Origin of the sequence: Roseateles microcysteis, assembly GCF_036880965.1 — a bacterium.
In the GTDB taxonomy this organism is placed as follows: Bacteria; Pseudomonadota; Gammaproteobacteria; order Burkholderiales; family Burkholderiaceae_C; genus JAUASW01.
Window position 1 is genome coordinate 15,425 of sequence record NZ_JBAJMV010000002.1, and the last position, 14,537, is coordinate 29,961.

Genomic DNA, 14,537 nt, shown 5'->3' on the forward strand with positions numbered 1-14,537 from the left:
GGGGCGCTGCGCGACTGACGACCTCAAACTGGCTTGTGGCGGGGACACTGCAGATTCTTCGAGGCAGGCCTTCCGCCCGCTTCACCAATCTCTGGAGCGACGTCGTGAAATTCCTCAGGACCGTGCTGGCGGCCACCGCCTTGTGTGCAAGTACTACTTCGGCCCTTGCACTTGACTTTCAACTGAGCTTCATTGCCGGCACCTCATTGCAGGAGCAGCAGTCCTTTATCACGGCTGCGTCGATGTGGTCGGCCAAGTTCTCTGATCCGGTGACCGTCAAGCTGACCGTGGGTACCGGTGCACTCGATGCAGGCGTCCTGGCGCAGGCGGGTTCGCGTCGGCTGGTCGGAAGCTACAGCAGTGTGGCGGCACAGTTGGCGCTGGATGCCACCAGTGCACTGGATGACACGGCAGTTGCCAACCTGACGGCTGGCCCCAGCTTTGGCCTCCTGATGAACCGGACCTCAGACAACCCGAACGGTGCCGGCTCGGCAACGCCATTTGTTGACGCCAACGGCTCGGCCAACAACTCACAGATTCGCCTCACCGCTGCCAATGCACGCGCACTGGGCTACACCTTCGGGGTTGGTGGCGTTTCGGGCGGCTGCACTGATTGCGATGCCTTCATCCAGTTCAGCACCGGCTTCTCGTGGGACCACGATGGTAGCGATGGCATCACGGCCGCTGCCTATGACTTCGTCGGCATCGCCGTTCACGAAATCGGGCACGCGCTCGGGTTTGTCAGTGGGGTCGACACCATGGACGCCAATTCGACTGGAGCATTCGGTTCGAATGCGTTCACCTATGTGTCGCCTTTGGACCTGTTCCGCTGGTCGGATGAGAGTCGTGCGGCCAATGTCAGCGATTGGACTGCCGACAATCGTGACAAGTACTTCAGCGTCGACCGTGGCTTGACAGAAGGCGCCTTGTTCTCGAACGGCGTGACACGCGGTGACGGCCGCCAGGCCAGCCATTGGAAGGACAACCAGGGCATTGGCATCCTGGATCCGACCGCTGCACGTGGCGAGTTCTTGTCGATTTCCGAGAACGACCTGATGGCCCTCGATGCCATTGGCTGGGACCGGGCCGCTGCGGTGCCTATCCCGTCCACCCTGCTGCTGTCGGGTCTGGGCTTGCTGGCGCTGCTGGGCTCGCGTCGCGGGCAACGCCGCGCCTGATTGCTTGGTTGTTTGAGAGCGTCTGCTTTCAGCAAGAGCCGCTTGAGCAATCAAGCGGCTTATTTCTTGCAGCTCAGGCTGATGCTTCCTGCTTGTGCACCCAAGCGAGCACGGTCGTCATGCCACTCGCCGCCAGCACGAGGCCGATGGTGGCTGCAGCCCAGAAGCCTTGAGCGCCGCTGAGGCTCGGCAGCGCGGTGCCGAATGCGAGCCAGTAGCCACCGCCGATGCCCACGCCCCAGATCGCCAGCGCGTAGACGACCATGGGTGCGGTGGCGATGCGGTGCGAGCGCAAGACGAAGGCGGCCACGGTTTGCGCGGCATCGGCCGCATGGAACACCCAGACCCAGACCAGCAGCGGCATTGCAGCCGCAATCACCAATTCGTTGCTGGTGTAGAGCCCCAGCACCGATTCGCGGCACAGGTAGATCAACCCGCCGTTGAAGGTCGAGATCGCCACGGCGGTGATGAGCCCGTGCCAGCCCAGGCGCTTCGCGTCCTGCGGGTCGCGAGCGCCCACGCGCTGCGCCACCAGGGTGGCTGAGGCGTTGGCCATCGCCAGCGGCACCATGAACATCAGCGAGACCAGGTTCATCGCCAGCTGATGGCCAGCAACGGCTGTTGCGCCGAGCCGAGCGATGAAGATGGCCATGAAGGTGAAGCCGCTGACCTCGATCAGGATCGAGCTGCCCATGGGCACGCCCAGCTTGAGCAACTCCTTCTGGGCGGCCCAGCGCGGGCGATGCAGGCCGTGGTCGTCCAGCAGGCCGAACTGGGCGTAGAACCGATCACGCCGCAAGAGCCAGAGTGCGACGAACACCTGCGCCCACAACACCGCTGTGGTGGCTATGCCGCAGCCCGCCACGCCCAGGGCGGGCAAGCCGGCAGCGCCGTGGATCAGAGCGGCCGTCAAGGGCACCTTCAGGACCAGACCGATCAGCTGCAGCACCATCACCATCTTGGGTCGTGAGACGGCCGTATTGAAGCCACGGTAAGCCGTGAACAGCAGGGCGGCGGGCAGCCCCGGCGACAGGGCCTGCAAGTACGAGCGCACTTTGGCCTCGACCTCGGGCGTCACCTGGGCAATCCACAGGAAGGGATCGGGCACCAGCATGATGAGCAGGCCCAGGATCGAGAGCCCCAGCGCGGCCCAGACCGTCTGGTGCAGCTCGTCGCCGGCCTCGCGCAGCCGCCCCGCACCGAAATGTTGGCCGGCCAAGGGCATCACCGCCAGCACCACGCCCATCAGGCCGACGAAGACCGTGGTGTAGACCGCCGCGCCAATTGCCAGCGCGGCCAGGTCGTTGGCCGAGTAGCGAGCGACCAGCACCGTGTCGACCGTCGAAAAGGCCAGCACCGCGGCCTGCCCAATGAAGACCGGCCACGCCAGCGGCAGGATGCGGGCCAGGCTGTGGCGCAGGCCGGTCAAGACGTGACTCCGCCGGGCGAACCCGGGCCTTCGAGCGCACGCTCGGCATAGCGGTTGAAGCGCCAGGCAGTGGCCTCCTGCGTGATGCGCTGCCAGGTCTCGCGTTTCTCCACCGGTGTGAGTACCGGCCAGTTCTGCACCTCGTCGAATGTGCGGCCACAGCCCTTGCACAGTTCGTCGCCCTGGCTGGTCGAGCAGATGGCGATGCAGGGCGCATCGGGCGTACTCTCGTACCAGGTGAGCCAGGCCGCCATTGCGGCTGGTGGCATGGCCTCTTCGTCGCGGCAACGTTGATGGAAGTAGCTCATCTCGCCATAGACCTCGGCCAGCGCGCGCACTTCGCTGCAGGCCTGCACGCCGTCGCTGCTCGGACGGCGCTCACGCCACCAGTTGATGGCGGCTTCGATGTCGGTGAGATGCAGGACGGCCATGGCTTGAGGTCGTATTCAGTAGGCCAGGCCGATGGCGCCGCGCACCTCGCGCAGTGTCTTGCGGGCGACGGCACGGGCCCGCTCGGTGCCGACTTCGACGATCCAGTGCACCTTTTTTGGATCGGCCAGCAGCTCCTGCGCACGCTCGCGCCAGGGGGCCTGTTCCTTCTGGATGGCTTCGATCAAGGGGCGCTTGCAATCCAGGCAGCCGATGCCGGCCGTCTTGCAAGCTTGCTGCACCCAGGCGCGCGTGTCGCCGTCCGAATAGACCTGGTGCAAGGGCCAGACCGGGCAGTGCGCCGGATCGCCCGGGTCGCCTCGACGCACGCGCTGCGGGTCCGTCGGCATGGTGTTGATCTTGCTCTCGACCACCTCCGGCGTGTCGCGCATTGCAATCGCGTTGCCGGCGCTCTTGCTCATCTTCTGGCCGTCAAGGCCGGTGAGGCGCGAAGTCTCGGTGAGCAGCGCTTGCGGCTCGGGCAGGATGGGCGCGTCGGGGCTGTAGATGCGGTTGAAGCGGCGCGCCACTTCTCGCGTGACCTCCACATGCGAAGTCTGGTCTTCACCGACCGGCACACCGGCGGCCTTGTAGATCAGAATGTCAGCCGCCTGCAAGAGCGGGTAGCCGAGGAAGCCATAGGTCGCAAGCTCACGGTTCCTTTCAACCTGGTCCTTGTAGCTCGGGATGCGCTCCAGCCAGGAGGAGGGCGTGCTCATCGCGAGCAGCGTGAACAGCTCGGCATGCTCGGGCATGCGGCTCTGGATGAAGAGCGTGGCCTGCTCAGGATCGATACCGGCGGCCAGCCAGTCCACCACCATGTCGTAGACATTGCGCTCGATGTCTTCACGCTGCTGGTAGTGCGTGGTCAGGGCGTGCCAGTCGGCCACGAAGAAGAAGCAGTCATGCGTGCTCTGCAGCCGCAGCCAGTTCTTCAAGGCGCCGTGGTAGTGGCCGAGGTGCAGGGCACCGGTCGGACGCATGCCGGAGAGCACGCGCTCCCGGGTCTGGCTGGGGGTGTTTGCTGAAGCACTCATGGCTGGCTTTGGAGGGGGAGCGGCATTGTAGGCAGCTACACTGCCGGCCGATGAAACGCATAGTCATTCTGATCTCGGGCCGAGGGTCAAACATGGAGGCCATCGTGCGCGCACGGGCTGCCGAGCAGTGGCCTGCCGAGATCGCGGCCGTCATCAGCAACCGGCCCGATGCGGCAGGCCTGGCCTTCGCCCAGTCGCATGGCATTGCCACGGCCGTGGTGGACCACAAGGCATTCGGCCCTGGCCAGCCGGGCCGCGAGGCCTTCGACGCCGAGCTGCAGCGGGTGATCGACGGCTTCGCGCCGGATCTGGTCGTGCTGGCAGGCTTCATGCGTATCCTCACGCCGGGCTTCACTGCGCACTATGCGGAGTGCATGCTCAACATCCATCCCTCGCTCCTGCCGGCCTTCACCGGCCTGCACACGCACAAACGAGCCATCGAGATGGGCTGCAAGTTTTCCGGTGCCACGGTGCACTTCGTCACCGCCGAGCTGGACCATGGCGCCATCGTGGCGCAGGCCGTGGTGCCGGTGCAGCCAGGGGATGATGAAGCAAGCTTGTCGGCGCGCGTGCTGAAGCTTGAGCACCGCATGTATCCGAGCGCGGTGCGCTGGTTCGTCGAGGGCCAGTTGGCCATCGAGAACGGCGTCGTGCGCCAGTTGGCCGGCGAAGCGCAGTCCTTCAGCTGACCTTCAGCTGATCAGACTGGCCAGGATGTTGATCGTCAGGGCCAGCACGCCGGTGTTGAAGACAAAGGAAAGCACGGCCTGGACCAGCACCAGGCGTCGCATCGGGCGCGCGCTGACGGCCACGTCCGAAGTTTGTGAGGTCGCTGCCAGCGTGACCGAGAAATAGAGAAAGTCGCTGAAGTCCGGCATCTTGTCGTTGCCCGGGAATTCAAGCCCGTGGGGCGCGGCACCGCGGTGATAGAGGCTGGCATAGGCCAGCGCGAACTCGGCCGGCAGAAGGAGCCAGGAACCGGACACGGTAGCAACGGCAAGCAACAGGTAGGGCCAGCCATCGACGACCGACACGCCATGGCGGAACTGCGACAACTCCAGCGCGATCGCCGCCAGGCTGGCCAGTGCGCCAACGACGGCCAGCAGCAGCACGGCCACCACGCCGTCCGCTTGTGCCAGCGCGCGCTGCTTCAAGTGATGGGCATCGGCCCGGTGCATCAACAGGAAGACCAGCAGCAGGTAGAGCCAGACGCCGCTGGTCCAGCCCAGCAGCAGACGGGTGATGGTGGGCAAGGTCGCCGGCAACAGCAAGACCAGCGCCAGCCCGGCGCCGATGGCGCTCAGGAGGCGAGGGCGCAGGCGCAGCTGATGAAACAGGCTCATGCAGACCCGATTCGGGTGAAGCGCAGCGTTTCGATGCCGTCGATCTCCAGCGTGCCGAAGAACATCGAATGCGGCCGCACCCACAGCCCGCTGGCGTTGTACAGCGGCTTGTAGACCACCAGCGGCTCCAGCGTTTCACTGTGCCGTGCCACGCCGATGACCTCGTATTCACCGCCCTTGTAGTGGCGATAGAGGCCGGTGGGCGTGTCGGGCAGGGGTGAAAGATCGTCGCTCATTCAGGCAGGTCGCGACCGACAAGGGCCGGGCAGGGATAATCGGGCCATGCATCCTAATGCCCTTCTCGACATGTGCTGCGAGCTCCTGCGCGGCGTCCTCAAACTCGACGCGCCGGCCGACATGGTCGTCTCGGCCTATTTCCGCAAGAACAAGACCCTGGGCCAGCGCGAGCGCCACACGCTCGCCGAGACGGTCTACACCGTGCTGCGCCAGCGCCTGCTGCTGCAGCACCTGGCCCAGTCCGGCAGTGGCCCGATGGAGCGCCGCCTGGCGCTCCTGGCCTGGCAGGGCAGCGAAGTCTTTCTGCGCGGCGCCCTGAGCGAGCCGGAGCAGCGCTGGCTCGATCAGATGGCCACCATCGACCGCAGCGCGCTCGCGCCCAAGCTGCGCCACAACCTGCCCGACTGGCTGGCCGAGCCGCTGCTCAAGCGGCTGGGTCAGGAGGGTTTCGACGGCCTCGTCCAGAGCATGAATCAGGCGGCGCCGCTGGACCTGCGCGTCAATGCCTTGAAGCTCAAGCGCGAGGAAGCCCAGGAGCAATTGACGAAGAACGGCATCGTCACCACCACCACGCCTTTCTCCCCCTGGGGCCTGCGGGCCGAAGGCAAGCCGGCTCTGAGCAAGCTGGAGATCTTCATCAGCGGCGGCGTCGAGGTGCAGGACGAAGGCAGTCAACTGCTGGCGCTCCTGCTGGATGCCAAGCGCAGCGAGATGGTGGTGGACTTCTGCGCCGGCGCCGGCGGCAAGACCCTGGCGATTGGCGCTGCGATGCGCAACACCGGCCGGCTCTATGCCTTTGACGTCTCGGGTCACCGGCTCGACAACCTGAAGCCCCGTCTGGCGCGCAGTGGCTTGTCCAACGTCTACCCGGCGCAGATTTCCCATGAGCGCGATGAGCGCATCAAGCGCCTGTCGGGCAAGATTGACCGCGTGCTGGTCGACGCGCCTTGCTCGGGCCTTGGCACGCTGCGCCGCAACCCGGACCTGAAATGGCGCCAGTCGCCGCAGGCAATTGCCGAGCTGCAAGCCAAGCAGACCGCCATCCTGGACAGCGCAGCCCGCCTGCTCAAGCCCGGCGGCCGGCTGGTCTACGCAACCTGTAGCCTGCTGGACGAGGAAAACGAAGGCATTGCGCGTGCCTTCACCGAATCGCACCCGGACTTCGTCTTCCAGCCGGCCGCTGAACTGCTGGCCAAAGCCCAGGTTGCCGACGCCGAAAAGCTGTGCAGCGAGGGCTATCTGCGGCTCTGGCCGCATGTGCACCAGACCGATGGTTTCTTCGCTGCGGTCTGGACCAAGCGCTGAAGAGTTGCCGACTGTTCACGCTGGCGGCCGGCAATTGTTTTGACTTGATCTCTCTCAAGAGATCCGCAGGTTCGCATGCTCGGCGATTTAGAGCACCTCGCCTACAATCCGTGCTACATATTTCGCCCGTCGTTGGGTAAAGGTTTGGACTGAATGAATGAGTTGTTGATTGTTCGCGACGCCCTCGTGCAATGGCTGGGCTACGGCCTGCTGGATGCCAGCGTTTGGCAGATCGTTGGCTATACCCTGGTCCTGACCCATTTCACGATTCTGGGCGTGACCATCTTTCTGCACCGTGCGCAGTCGCACCGTGCGCTGGAGCTGGGCCCCATCCCTTCGCACTTCTTCCGTTTCTGGCTGTGGCTGACCACGGGCATGGTGACCAAGGAATTCGTCGCCATCCACCGCAAGCATCACGCCAAGTGCGAAACCGAGGAAGATCCGCACAGCCCGCAGACCCGCGGCCTGAAGGCTCTGTTGTTGACCGGTGTCGAGTTGTACCGGGCCGAATCCAAGAACATGGAGACCATGGCCAAGTACGGCACAGGCACGCCTGACGACTGGATCGAGCGCAATCTGTACACCCGCTTCTCCTGGCAGGGTGTGGGTCTGATGCTGATCATCAACCTGACGCTGTTTGGTGCCATCGGCGCCACCATCTGGGCGATCCAGATGGCCTGGATCCCGGTCTGGGCGACCGGCGTGATCAACGGCATCGGGCACTACTGGGGCTATCGCAATTTCGAGGCGCCCGATGCGTCGCGCAATGTCTCGCCCTGGGGCATCCTGATCGGCGGTGAAGAGCTGCACAACAACCACCACACCTATCCGGTGTCGGCCAAGTTCTCGGTCAAGCCTTTCGAGTTCGACATCGGCTGGGGCTACATCCGCGCCATGGAAATGATCGGCTGGGCCAAGGTTCGCAAGACCGCGCCCAAGCTGCAGCTCGGCGAGATCAAGCCGGCGGACAAGCAGACGCTGGAGGCCTTGATCGCCAATCGCTATGAGGTGATGGCCGCCTATGGCCGTGGCCTCAAGGCAGCTTGCGCTGGCGAACTGGCCAAGCTGAAGGCGCAAGGTGAGCAGCACAGCGCCAAGTGGGCCCAGTTCAAGCTGGCCAAGCGCTGGCTGCACCGCGACACCGATTTCATTCCGGCCGATTTCATGGCTGATATCGACGGTGCCCGTGCTGCCAGCCCGGTGCTGGACAAGCTGGTGTCGATGCGTGAAGAGCTGCGCCAGATGTGGACGCGCACCAATGTCTCGGCCGAGCAGCTGGTGGCGGATCTGCAGGCCTGGTGCCGCAAGGCCGAAGAAAGCGGCATCGCCGAACTGCGTGCCTTCTCGATGAGCTTGCGCGCCGCCCGGGCCTGAGTTTTTCCGGAGCGTTAACGCAAGTAAAAGGCGCCGCGAGTCGGCGCCTTTTTCATGGCCGCTGCCTATACTTTGGCTGTCTGCATGAAGCCAAGGAGGGCCCCATGAACGTCAAGCTGATTCTCAAGCCATTGCTGCTTGCCGGCCTGCTGGTCGCCGCAAGCGCCCAGGCGGCCGTGACCGTCAAGTTCGTCAAGTCGGAGGGCTTTGCCGACATCGGCCGCTGGAGCGGTCGTCCCGATGAAACGCTCAAGCTGATCGAAGAGCACCTGGTGGCCCAGGCCTCCAAGTTTGTGAGCGGTTCGCAGGACCTGGTGATCGAAGTGACTGACATCAATCTGGCCGGTGAAGAAGAGCCCGTTGGCCGGCGCATGGACAATCTGCGGGTGATGCGCCAGATCACGATCCCGACCATGGACCTGACTTACAAGCTCAGCGAGGGCGGCAAGGTGGTCAAGGAAGGCAAGTCGCATGTGGCGGACATGAGCTACATGGAGCGCTTCAATCGCTATTCGCCGGGCGACCAGCTTCGTTTCGAAAAGCGCATGCTGGACAACTGGTTCAAGGACGAGTTCGGCAAGACGGTGACGGCTGCTCGCTGATTGCCGTTTTCCAAGCGCCCAAAGAAAAACCCGCCATCGGCGGGTTTTTTCTTCAGGCTTGAAGCGCCAGGCTGAATTACTTCAGCTTGGTTTCCTTGTACAGGACGTGCTTGCGGGCCTTGGGGTCGAACTTCATGAATTCGAGCTTTTCGGGCGTCGTCTTCTTGTTCTTGTTCGTGGTGTAGAAATGACCGGTGCCGGCTGTGGATTCCAGCTTGATCTTGTCGCGTCCGCCTTTGGATGCCATGGTAGTTCTCCTTGTTTCCTAGTGGACGATTACAGCTCGCCCTTGGCGCGCAGATCGGCAACGACTTGGTCGATACCGACCTTGTCGATCAAACGCAGAGCGGCGTTGCTGATGCGCAGACGCACCCAACGGTTTTCGCTCTCCACGAAGAAGCGGCGATATTGCAGGTTCGGCAGGAACCGACGCTTGGTTTTGTTGTTGGCATGGGAAACATTGTTTCCGACCATGGGCTTCTTGCCCGTGACTTGACAGACGCGTGCCATTGACGCTTCTCCGGTTTGATGTCTTTCTACCCAGTCGCATCGTCGTTCGACGTTGCGACCACATGATCGCTCTATGCCTGCTAAACCCGTTCAGCCGCTACTTGCGGTCTGCAAGCAGCGTTGCTGGGCGAGGGCGATCCATCCAGCAGGCAAGCCCGCGATTGTGCCACACAAATGCGGGAATACCCAAAGGGCGGACCGGGCGCGATCAGCTGCCTGCGTTTTCCAGGTAGCGCTGCGCGTCAAGCGCGGCCATGCAGCCGGTGCCGGCGCTGGTGATGGCCTGGCGGTAGACATGGTCCTGCACGTCGCCGGCGGCGAACACGCCTGGCACGCTGGTCATCGTCGCGAAGCCGTTCAGGCCGCTCTTGGTGACGATATAGCCGTCCTTCATCTCCAGCTGGCCCTTGAAGATGTCGGTGTTGGGCTGGTGGCCGATGGCGATGAAGCAACCTTGCAGCTTGAGCTCGGTGGTCGAGCCGTCATTCGTGCTCTTGATGCGCACGCCGGTGACGCCGCTTTGGTCGCCCAGCACTTCCTCCAGGGTGTTGAAGGTGTGCATCACCATCTTGCCCTCGGCGACCTTGGCCATCATCTTGTCAACGAGGATGGGCTCGGCGCGGAACTTGTCGCGGCGGTGGATCACGTGCACCTTGCTGGCGATATTGCTCAGGTACAGCGCTTCTTCGACAGCCGTGTTGCCGCCGCCGACCACGCAGACTTCCTGGCCACGATAGAAGAAGCCGTCGCAGGTCGCACAACCGCTGACGCCACGGCCCATGAATGATTCTTCAGACGGCAGGCCAAGGTACTTGGCCGAGGCGCCGGTGGCGATGATGAGGGCATCGCAGCTGTAAGTGCCGCTGTCACCCTTCAGTGTGAACGGGCGCTTGGAGAAATCGACCTCGTTGATGTGGTCGAACACCATCTGCGTGTTGAAGCGCTCGGCATGCTCCTGGAAGCGTTGCATCAGCTCCGGACCCTGCACGCCCATCACATCGGCCGGCCAGTTGTCGACCTCGGTGGTCGTCATCAATTGACCCCCTTGCGCGATGCCGGTGATCAGCGTGGGCTGCAGGTTGGCGCGCGCAGCATAGATCGCAGCCGTGTAGCCGGCGGGGCCGGAACCGAGGATCAGCAGCTTGTGATGTTGGTTGGTCTGGGTCATGGAATGTCTAGATAGGGTTGCTCGCAACGCACACAAGTGGTGTCGGCCGGCGCTTATACGGCCTAAACCCTATGTGAATGCGTGAACCAGTTGGCACAATGCGCCCATTTTAGGCTGCGACCCTTGCCCGAACCTGAGCAAGGTCATCGCTCAATCATCCAACCCGGAGGCTTTTCATATGGCGATGCTGTCGAACCTGGACCTGATCCGCAGGGTGCCCCTGTTCTCTCTGCTGACCACCGATCAGGCCCAGTCGATTGCCGACAGCGTGGTCAAGCGCCGCTTCAAGCGCGGCGAGGTCATTGTCGAGCAAGGCACCAAATCCAATGCGCTGTTCATTCTCTTGAATGGCCGCGCCCGCGTGCTGACGGCAGACAGCCGTGGTCGCGAGGTCATCCTGGCTGTGCTTCAGCCCGGCGACTACGTGGGCGAAATGAGCCTGATCGACAACGAGCCACATTCGGCCACCGTCCGTGCCGAAGTGCAGACCGACATGCTGGTGCTGGGCCGCATGGAGTTTTCGCGCTGCCTGCCTGAGAGCAGCAGCCTGTCCTACGCCATCCTGCGTGGCCTGGTGGCCCGCCTGCGCAACGCCGACCGCCAGATCGAGTCGCTTGCGCTGCTGGACGTGTACGGCCGCGTCGCTCGCACGCTGCTGGACATGGCCGAGGAGGAGAAGGGCATCAAGATCATCCGCGGCAAGGTTTCTCGCCAGGACATGGCCAAGGTCGTCGGCGCCTCGCGCGAGATGGTCAGCCGCGTCATGAAGGACCTGGAAGACAAGGGCGTGATCGAGACGCTGGAGAACGGCTCCGTCGTCATCAAGGAACGCCTGCAGCACGATTGATGGCGGCGCATCGGAGGCCTCCCGGGAGGGAGGCCCTGATTCATGCGCCACAATGGCGGCATGAGCTTCCCATTAGGTTCGTTGCTGGGTGGCGGCGACGCTGCGCCGGCCGCTGACAAGGTTTACAAACGCCAAGGAAAAAAGCCTGCGCCAGCACCCGCGCCGGCGGCGCACCCGATGCGCACGCCGCTGTGGCTGATCGCTGGCGCCATCCTTTGGTGTCTGGCCCTGCTGGCCCTGGTCAGCCATGACCGCGCGGACGCCGCTTTCTCGATTTCAGGCAGCCGCGAGCTGTTCGCCAACCGCGTCGGCGCGCTCGGCGCCTGGTTCTCCGACCTCCTGTTCTTTTGCTTCGGCTATTCGGCCTGGTGGCTGATGCTGGCCGCCTTGCGGCTGTGGCTGGGCTCGCTGGCCCGGGTGCTGCGCGCGCAGGAGGCAACACCTGCCCCCGAACATCCGATGCGGGGTGTCGGCCTGTTTGCATTGGGCCTGGTGCTCCTGATCTCTGCCAGCTGTGCGCTGGAATGGACCCGCCTCTACGGTTGGGAGCCGCGCCTGCCCGGCCATGCCGGCGGCGTCTGGGGCTACGTCTTGGGCCCCTGGAGCATGAAGGCGCTGGGCTTTGCCGGCTCCGGCGTGGTCTGGATCGCATTGCTGCTGGTCGGTGCCTCACTGGCGCTGAAGTTCTCCTGGCTGAACCTGGCCGAGCAGCTCGGCACCTGGATCGAGGGCCTGCGCGAACGCCGCCAGGAGCGCCGCGAGATGGCCGAAGACCAGAAGGTCGGCGAGCAGGCGGTGCTGGAGCGCAAGCAGGTGGTTGAGGTGGAGCGCGAGCGCGAAGTGATCGCTGAGCACGTGCCCATCGTCATCGAGGCGCCGGTCATCGAAGTGCCCAAGTCCACCCGTGTGGCCAAGGAGCGCCAGAAGACGCTGTTCAGCGACCCGGCCGACACCAAGCTGCCCCAGGTCGATCTGCTCGATGCGGCGCCGCTGCGCGTGGAGTCGGTGACGCCCGAGTCGCTGGAGATGACCTCGCGCATGATCGAGAAGAAGCTGCGCGACTTCGGCGTCGAGGTGCGCGTGGTGGCAGCCTCGCCAGGCCCGGTGATCACCCGTTACGAAATCGAACCAGCCACCGGCGTCAAGGGCTCGCAGATCGTCAACCTGGCCAAGGACCTGGCGCGTTCCCTGAGTCTCGTGAGCATCCGCGTGGTCGAGACCATTCCTGGCAAGAACTTCATGGCGCTGGAGCTGCCCAATGCGCGGCGCCAGACCATCCGCCTGTCCGAGATCCTCGGCTCGCAGGTCTATGCCGATGCGTCCTCCTTGCTCACCATGGCCCTGGGCAAGGACATCATCGGCGCGCCCATGGTGGCCGACCTCGCCAAGATGCCGCACTGCCTGGTCGCCGGTACCACCGGCTCCGGCAAGTCGGTCGGCATCAACGCGATGATCCTGTCGTTGCTCTACAAGGCCGAGGCGCGCGACGTGCGGCTGATCATGATCGACCCCAAGATGCTTGAAATGAGCGTCTACGAAGGCATCCCGCATCTGCTGGCGCCGGTCGTGACCGACATGAAGCAGGCCGCCAACGCGCTCAATTGGTGCGTTGGCGAAATGGAGCGGCGCTACAAGCTGATGTCCAAGATGGGCGTGCGCAACCTGGCCGGCTACAACAAGAAGATCGACGAGGCCACGGAACGCGGCGACAAGATTGGCAACCCCTTCAGCCTCACGCCCGAGGAGCCGGAACCGCTGGAGCGCCTGCCGCACATCGTGGTCGTGATCGACGAACTGGCCGACCTGATGATGGTGGTCGGCAAGAAGATCGAAGAGCTGATCGCCCGCCTCGCGCAGAAGGCCCGTGCGGCCGGCATCCACCTGATCCTGGCCACGCAGCGCCCGTCGGTGGACGTGATCACCGGCCTGATCAAGGCCAACATCCCGACGCGCCTGTCCTTCCAGGTCAGCTCCAAGATCGACAGCCGCACCATCCTCGACCAGATGGGCGCCGAAGCGCTGCTGGGTATGGGTGACATGCTCTACATGGCGTCGGGCACGGGCCTGCCGATCCGCGTGCATGGCGCCTTTGTCAGCGACGACGAGGTGCATCGCGTCGTCGAATACCTGAAGGCGCAGGGCGGCGAGCCGAACTACATCGAAGGCATCCTCGAAGGCGGCGTGCTGGAAGGCGGCGAGGGCGGTGAAGCGCCGGCGCCAGGCCAGTCTGACGGCGAGGCCGACCCGATGTACGACCAGGCTGTGGCCATCGTGCTGCAGCACAAGCGCGCCTCGATCTCGCTGGTCCAGCGCCATCTGCGCATCGGCTACAACCGCGCGGCGCGCCTCCTGGAACAGATGGAGAAGTCGGGCCTGGTCGGTTCCATGAACACAAATGGCAGCCGCGACCTGATCGTGCCGCGGCGCGAGGAATGATGAAGAAGCTGCTCAGAAAAATCTTGGCCCTTGCGGCGCTGTCCTTGCTCGCCGCCGCAGCGCAAGCCGATTCGGTCGATGTGCTCAACAGCTTCCTGAAGGATGTGAAGAGCGGCCGTGCCAGTTTCACGCAGACAGTCACTTCGCCAGACGGCAAGCGCACCAAGAAGTCTTCCGGCAGCTTCGAGTTCCAGCGGCCCAACCAGTTCCGCTTCGTCTACCTGAAACCTTTCGAGCAGACCATCGTGGCCGATGGCCAGAAGGTCTGGATCTTCGACCCCGACCTGAACCAGGCCAGCAGCCGCAAGATCGACCAGGCGCTGGGCGCCACGCCGGCAGCCCTGCTCGCAGGCGGCAATGTCGCACGCGATTTCATTCTCAAGGCCCAGGCCAGCGACAAGGGGCTTGACTGGGTGCTGGCAACGCCGCGCCAGGCTGAGGGCAGCATCCAGAACCTGCGCATTGCCTTCAAGAGCGGCGAGCTGGCGGCCATCGAGATCGTCGATGCTTTTGGCCAGAAGTCGCTGCTTGAATTTGCCGGCGTCGTTGCCAACCCGAGCATCCCGGCCGAGCAGTTCCGCTTCAAGCTGCCCGCCGGTGCCGACCTGATCGAACAATGACGCATCCACCCGCAAGGAGCCC

General features: G+C 64.1%; 16 protein-coding genes. 8 read left to right on the plus strand and 8 right to left on the minus strand.

From position 1 onward, the window contains the following. Positions 1 to 104 precede the first annotated feature (104 nt). Positions 105 to 1,178 (plus strand): NF038122 family metalloprotease, encoded by a 1,074-nt coding sequence (locus tag V3596_RS04970; RefSeq protein ID WP_334276508.1) that lies wholly within the window; start codon positions 105 to 107, stop codon positions 1,176 to 1,178. Positions 1,179 to 1,251: 73 nt separating this feature from the next. Here V3596_RS04970 and V3596_RS04975 read toward each other — a convergent pair whose 3' ends face one another. Genes V3596_RS04975 through trpS form a run of 3 tightly spaced genes read right to left on the minus strand, consistent with a single transcriptional unit; the run spans position 1,252 to position 4,073 of the window. Then, positions 1,252 to 2,607, minus strand: coding sequence for an MATE family efflux transporter (locus V3596_RS04975; protein WP_334276510.1), 1,356 nt, complete (start codon positions 2,605 to 2,607; stop codon positions 1,252 to 1,254). After that, positions 2,604 to 3,038 (minus strand): DUF3717 domain-containing protein, encoded by a 435-nt coding sequence (locus tag V3596_RS04980; protein ID WP_334276511.1) that lies wholly within the window; start codon positions 3,036 to 3,038, stop codon positions 2,604 to 2,606. The genes V3596_RS04975 and V3596_RS04980 overlap by 4 nt, the downstream gene beginning before the upstream one ends. A gap of 15 nt (positions 3,039 to 3,053) precedes the next feature. After that, the gene (trpS, locus tag V3596_RS04985) at positions 3,054 to 4,073 is read right to left on the minus strand and encodes a tryptophan--tRNA ligase (protein ID WP_334276513.1); all 1,020 of its coding nucleotides are present in this window, start codon (positions 4,071 to 4,073) and stop codon (positions 3,054 to 3,056) included. Between the two features lie 50 nt (positions 4,074 to 4,123). Here trpS and purN point away from each other — a divergent pair, with 50 nt between their 5' ends. Then, positions 4,124 to 4,762, plus strand: coding sequence for a phosphoribosylglycinamide formyltransferase (gene purN, locus V3596_RS04990; protein WP_334276514.1), 639 nt, complete (start codon positions 4,124 to 4,126; stop codon positions 4,760 to 4,762). Between the two features lie 3 nt (positions 4,763 to 4,765). Here the strand turns inward: purN and V3596_RS04995 are convergent, their stop codons facing one another. Together V3596_RS04995 and V3596_RS05000 are read right to left on the minus strand one after the other, a co-directional pair. Beyond that, on the minus strand, positions 4,766 to 5,416 hold the full coding sequence (locus V3596_RS04995; protein ID WP_334276515.1) for a DUF1345 domain-containing protein: 651 nt from the start codon (positions 5,414 to 5,416) through the stop codon (positions 4,766 to 4,768). Further along, a complete protein-coding gene (locus tag V3596_RS05000; RefSeq protein WP_334276517.1) occupies positions 5,413 to 5,652 on the minus strand; it encodes a DUF1653 domain-containing protein in 240 nt (79 codons plus the stop codon). Before V3596_RS05000 ends, V3596_RS04995 begins: the two co-directional genes overlap by 4 nt. A 46-nt stretch (positions 5,653 to 5,698) precedes the next feature. Here V3596_RS05000 and V3596_RS05005 point away from each other — a divergent pair, with 46 nt between their 5' ends. From V3596_RS05005 to V3596_RS05015, 3 genes are all read left to right on the plus strand, one after another. Beyond that, positions 5,699 to 6,958, plus strand: coding sequence for an RsmB/NOP family class I SAM-dependent RNA methyltransferase (locus tag V3596_RS05005; RefSeq protein WP_334276518.1), 1,260 nt, complete (start codon positions 5,699 to 5,701; stop codon positions 6,956 to 6,958). Between the two features lie 153 nt (positions 6,959 to 7,111). Beyond that, a complete protein-coding gene (locus tag V3596_RS05010) occupies positions 7,112 to 8,332 on the plus strand; it encodes a DesA family fatty acid desaturase (protein ID WP_334276519.1) in 1,221 nt (406 codons plus the stop codon). A 104-nt stretch (positions 8,333 to 8,436) separates the two neighbouring features. Beyond that, complete coding sequence (locus tag V3596_RS05015; protein WP_334276520.1) at positions 8,437 to 8,934, plus strand: DUF3016 domain-containing protein; 498 nt, start codon at positions 8,437 to 8,439, stop codon at positions 8,932 to 8,934. Between the two features lie 76 nt (positions 8,935 to 9,010). On the opposite strand, the gene rpmG is transcribed toward V3596_RS05015, so the two are convergent. From rpmG to trxB, 3 genes are all read right to left on the minus strand, one after another. Then, on the minus strand, positions 9,011 to 9,181 hold the full coding sequence (gene rpmG, locus V3596_RS05020; protein WP_282823100.1) for a 50S ribosomal protein L33: 171 nt from the start codon (positions 9,179 to 9,181) through the stop codon (positions 9,011 to 9,013). A 29-nt stretch (positions 9,182 to 9,210) separates the two neighbouring features. Then, positions 9,211 to 9,444: a 50S ribosomal protein L28 gene (gene rpmB / locus V3596_RS05025; RefSeq protein WP_268153841.1), complete on the minus strand. Its 234-nt coding sequence runs from the start codon at positions 9,442 to 9,444 to the stop codon at positions 9,211 to 9,213. Between the two features lie 208 nt (positions 9,445 to 9,652). Beyond that, positions 9,653 to 10,612: a thioredoxin-disulfide reductase gene (trxB, locus tag V3596_RS05030; RefSeq protein WP_334276521.1), complete on the minus strand. Its 960-nt coding sequence runs from the start codon at positions 10,610 to 10,612 to the stop codon at positions 9,653 to 9,655. A gap of 178 nt (positions 10,613 to 10,790) precedes the next feature. Here trxB and V3596_RS05035 point away from each other — a divergent pair, with 178 nt between their 5' ends. Genes V3596_RS05035 through lolA form a run of 3 tightly spaced genes read left to right on the plus strand, consistent with a single transcriptional unit; the run spans position 10,791 to position 14,515 of the window. After that, complete coding sequence (locus tag V3596_RS05035; RefSeq protein WP_282823098.1) at positions 10,791 to 11,459, plus strand: Crp/Fnr family transcriptional regulator; 669 nt, start codon at positions 10,791 to 10,793, stop codon at positions 11,457 to 11,459. Between the two features lie 60 nt (positions 11,460 to 11,519). Next, complete coding sequence (locus V3596_RS05040) at positions 11,520 to 13,895, plus strand: DNA translocase FtsK (protein ID WP_395385989.1); 2,376 nt, start codon at positions 11,520 to 11,522, stop codon at positions 13,893 to 13,895. Continuing rightward, positions 13,895 to 14,515 carry an outer membrane lipoprotein periplasmic chaperone LolA gene (gene lolA / locus V3596_RS05045; protein WP_334276522.1) on the plus strand — a complete coding sequence of 207 codons (621 nt, stop codon included), beginning with the start codon at positions 13,895 to 13,897 and terminating at the stop codon, positions 14,513 to 14,515. Before V3596_RS05040 ends, lolA begins: the two co-directional genes overlap by 1 nt. The last annotated feature ends 22 nt before the right edge of the window (positions 14,516 to 14,537 follow it).

Excerpts from the sequence above, each read along its gene's own strand:
- V3596_RS04995 (WP_334276515.1), bottom strand. The coding sequence starts at position 5,416 with ATGAGCCTGTTTCATCAGCTGCGCCTGCGCCCTCGCCTCCTGAGCGCC.
- V3596_RS05015 (WP_334276520.1), top strand. The coding sequence starts at position 8,437 with ATGAACGTCAAGCTGATTCTCAAGCCATTGCTGCTTGCCGGCCTGCTG.
- V3596_RS05035 (WP_282823098.1), top strand. The coding sequence starts at position 10,791 with ATGGCGATGCTGTCGAACCTGGACCTGATCCGCAGGGTGCCCCTGTTC.
- trxB (WP_334276521.1), bottom strand. The coding sequence starts at position 10,612 with ATGACCCAGACCAACCAACATCACAAGCTGCTGATCCTCGGTTCCGGC.
- rpmB (WP_268153841.1), bottom strand. The coding sequence starts at position 9,444 with ATGGCACGCGTCTGTCAAGTCACGGGCAAGAAGCCCATGGTCGGAAAC.
- trpS (WP_334276513.1), bottom strand. The coding sequence starts at position 4,073 with ATGAGTGCTTCAGCAAACACCCCCAGCCAGACCCGGGAGCGCGTGCTC.
- purN (WP_334276514.1), top strand. The coding sequence starts at position 4,124 with ATGAAACGCATAGTCATTCTGATCTCGGGCCGAGGGTCAAACATGGAG.
- V3596_RS05010 (WP_334276519.1), top strand. The coding sequence starts at position 7,112 with ATGAATGAGTTGTTGATTGTTCGCGACGCCCTCGTGCAATGGCTGGGC.
- V3596_RS05040 (WP_395385989.1), top strand. The coding sequence starts at position 11,520 with ATGAGCTTCCCATTAGGTTCGTTGCTGGGTGGCGGCGACGCTGCGCCG.
- lolA (WP_334276522.1), top strand. The coding sequence starts at position 13,895 with ATGAAGAAGCTGCTCAGAAAAATCTTGGCCCTTGCGGCGCTGTCCTTG.
- rpmG (WP_282823100.1), bottom strand. The coding sequence starts at position 9,181 with ATGGCATCCAAAGGCGGACGCGACAAGATCAAGCTGGAATCCACAGCC.
- V3596_RS05005 (WP_334276518.1), top strand. The coding sequence starts at position 5,699 with ATGCATCCTAATGCCCTTCTCGACATGTGCTGCGAGCTCCTGCGCGGC.
- V3596_RS04980 (WP_334276511.1), bottom strand. The coding sequence starts at position 3,038 with ATGGCCGTCCTGCATCTCACCGACATCGAAGCCGCCATCAACTGGTGG.
- V3596_RS05000 (WP_334276517.1), bottom strand. The coding sequence starts at position 5,652 with ATGAGCGACGATCTTTCACCCCTGCCCGACACGCCCACCGGCCTCTAT.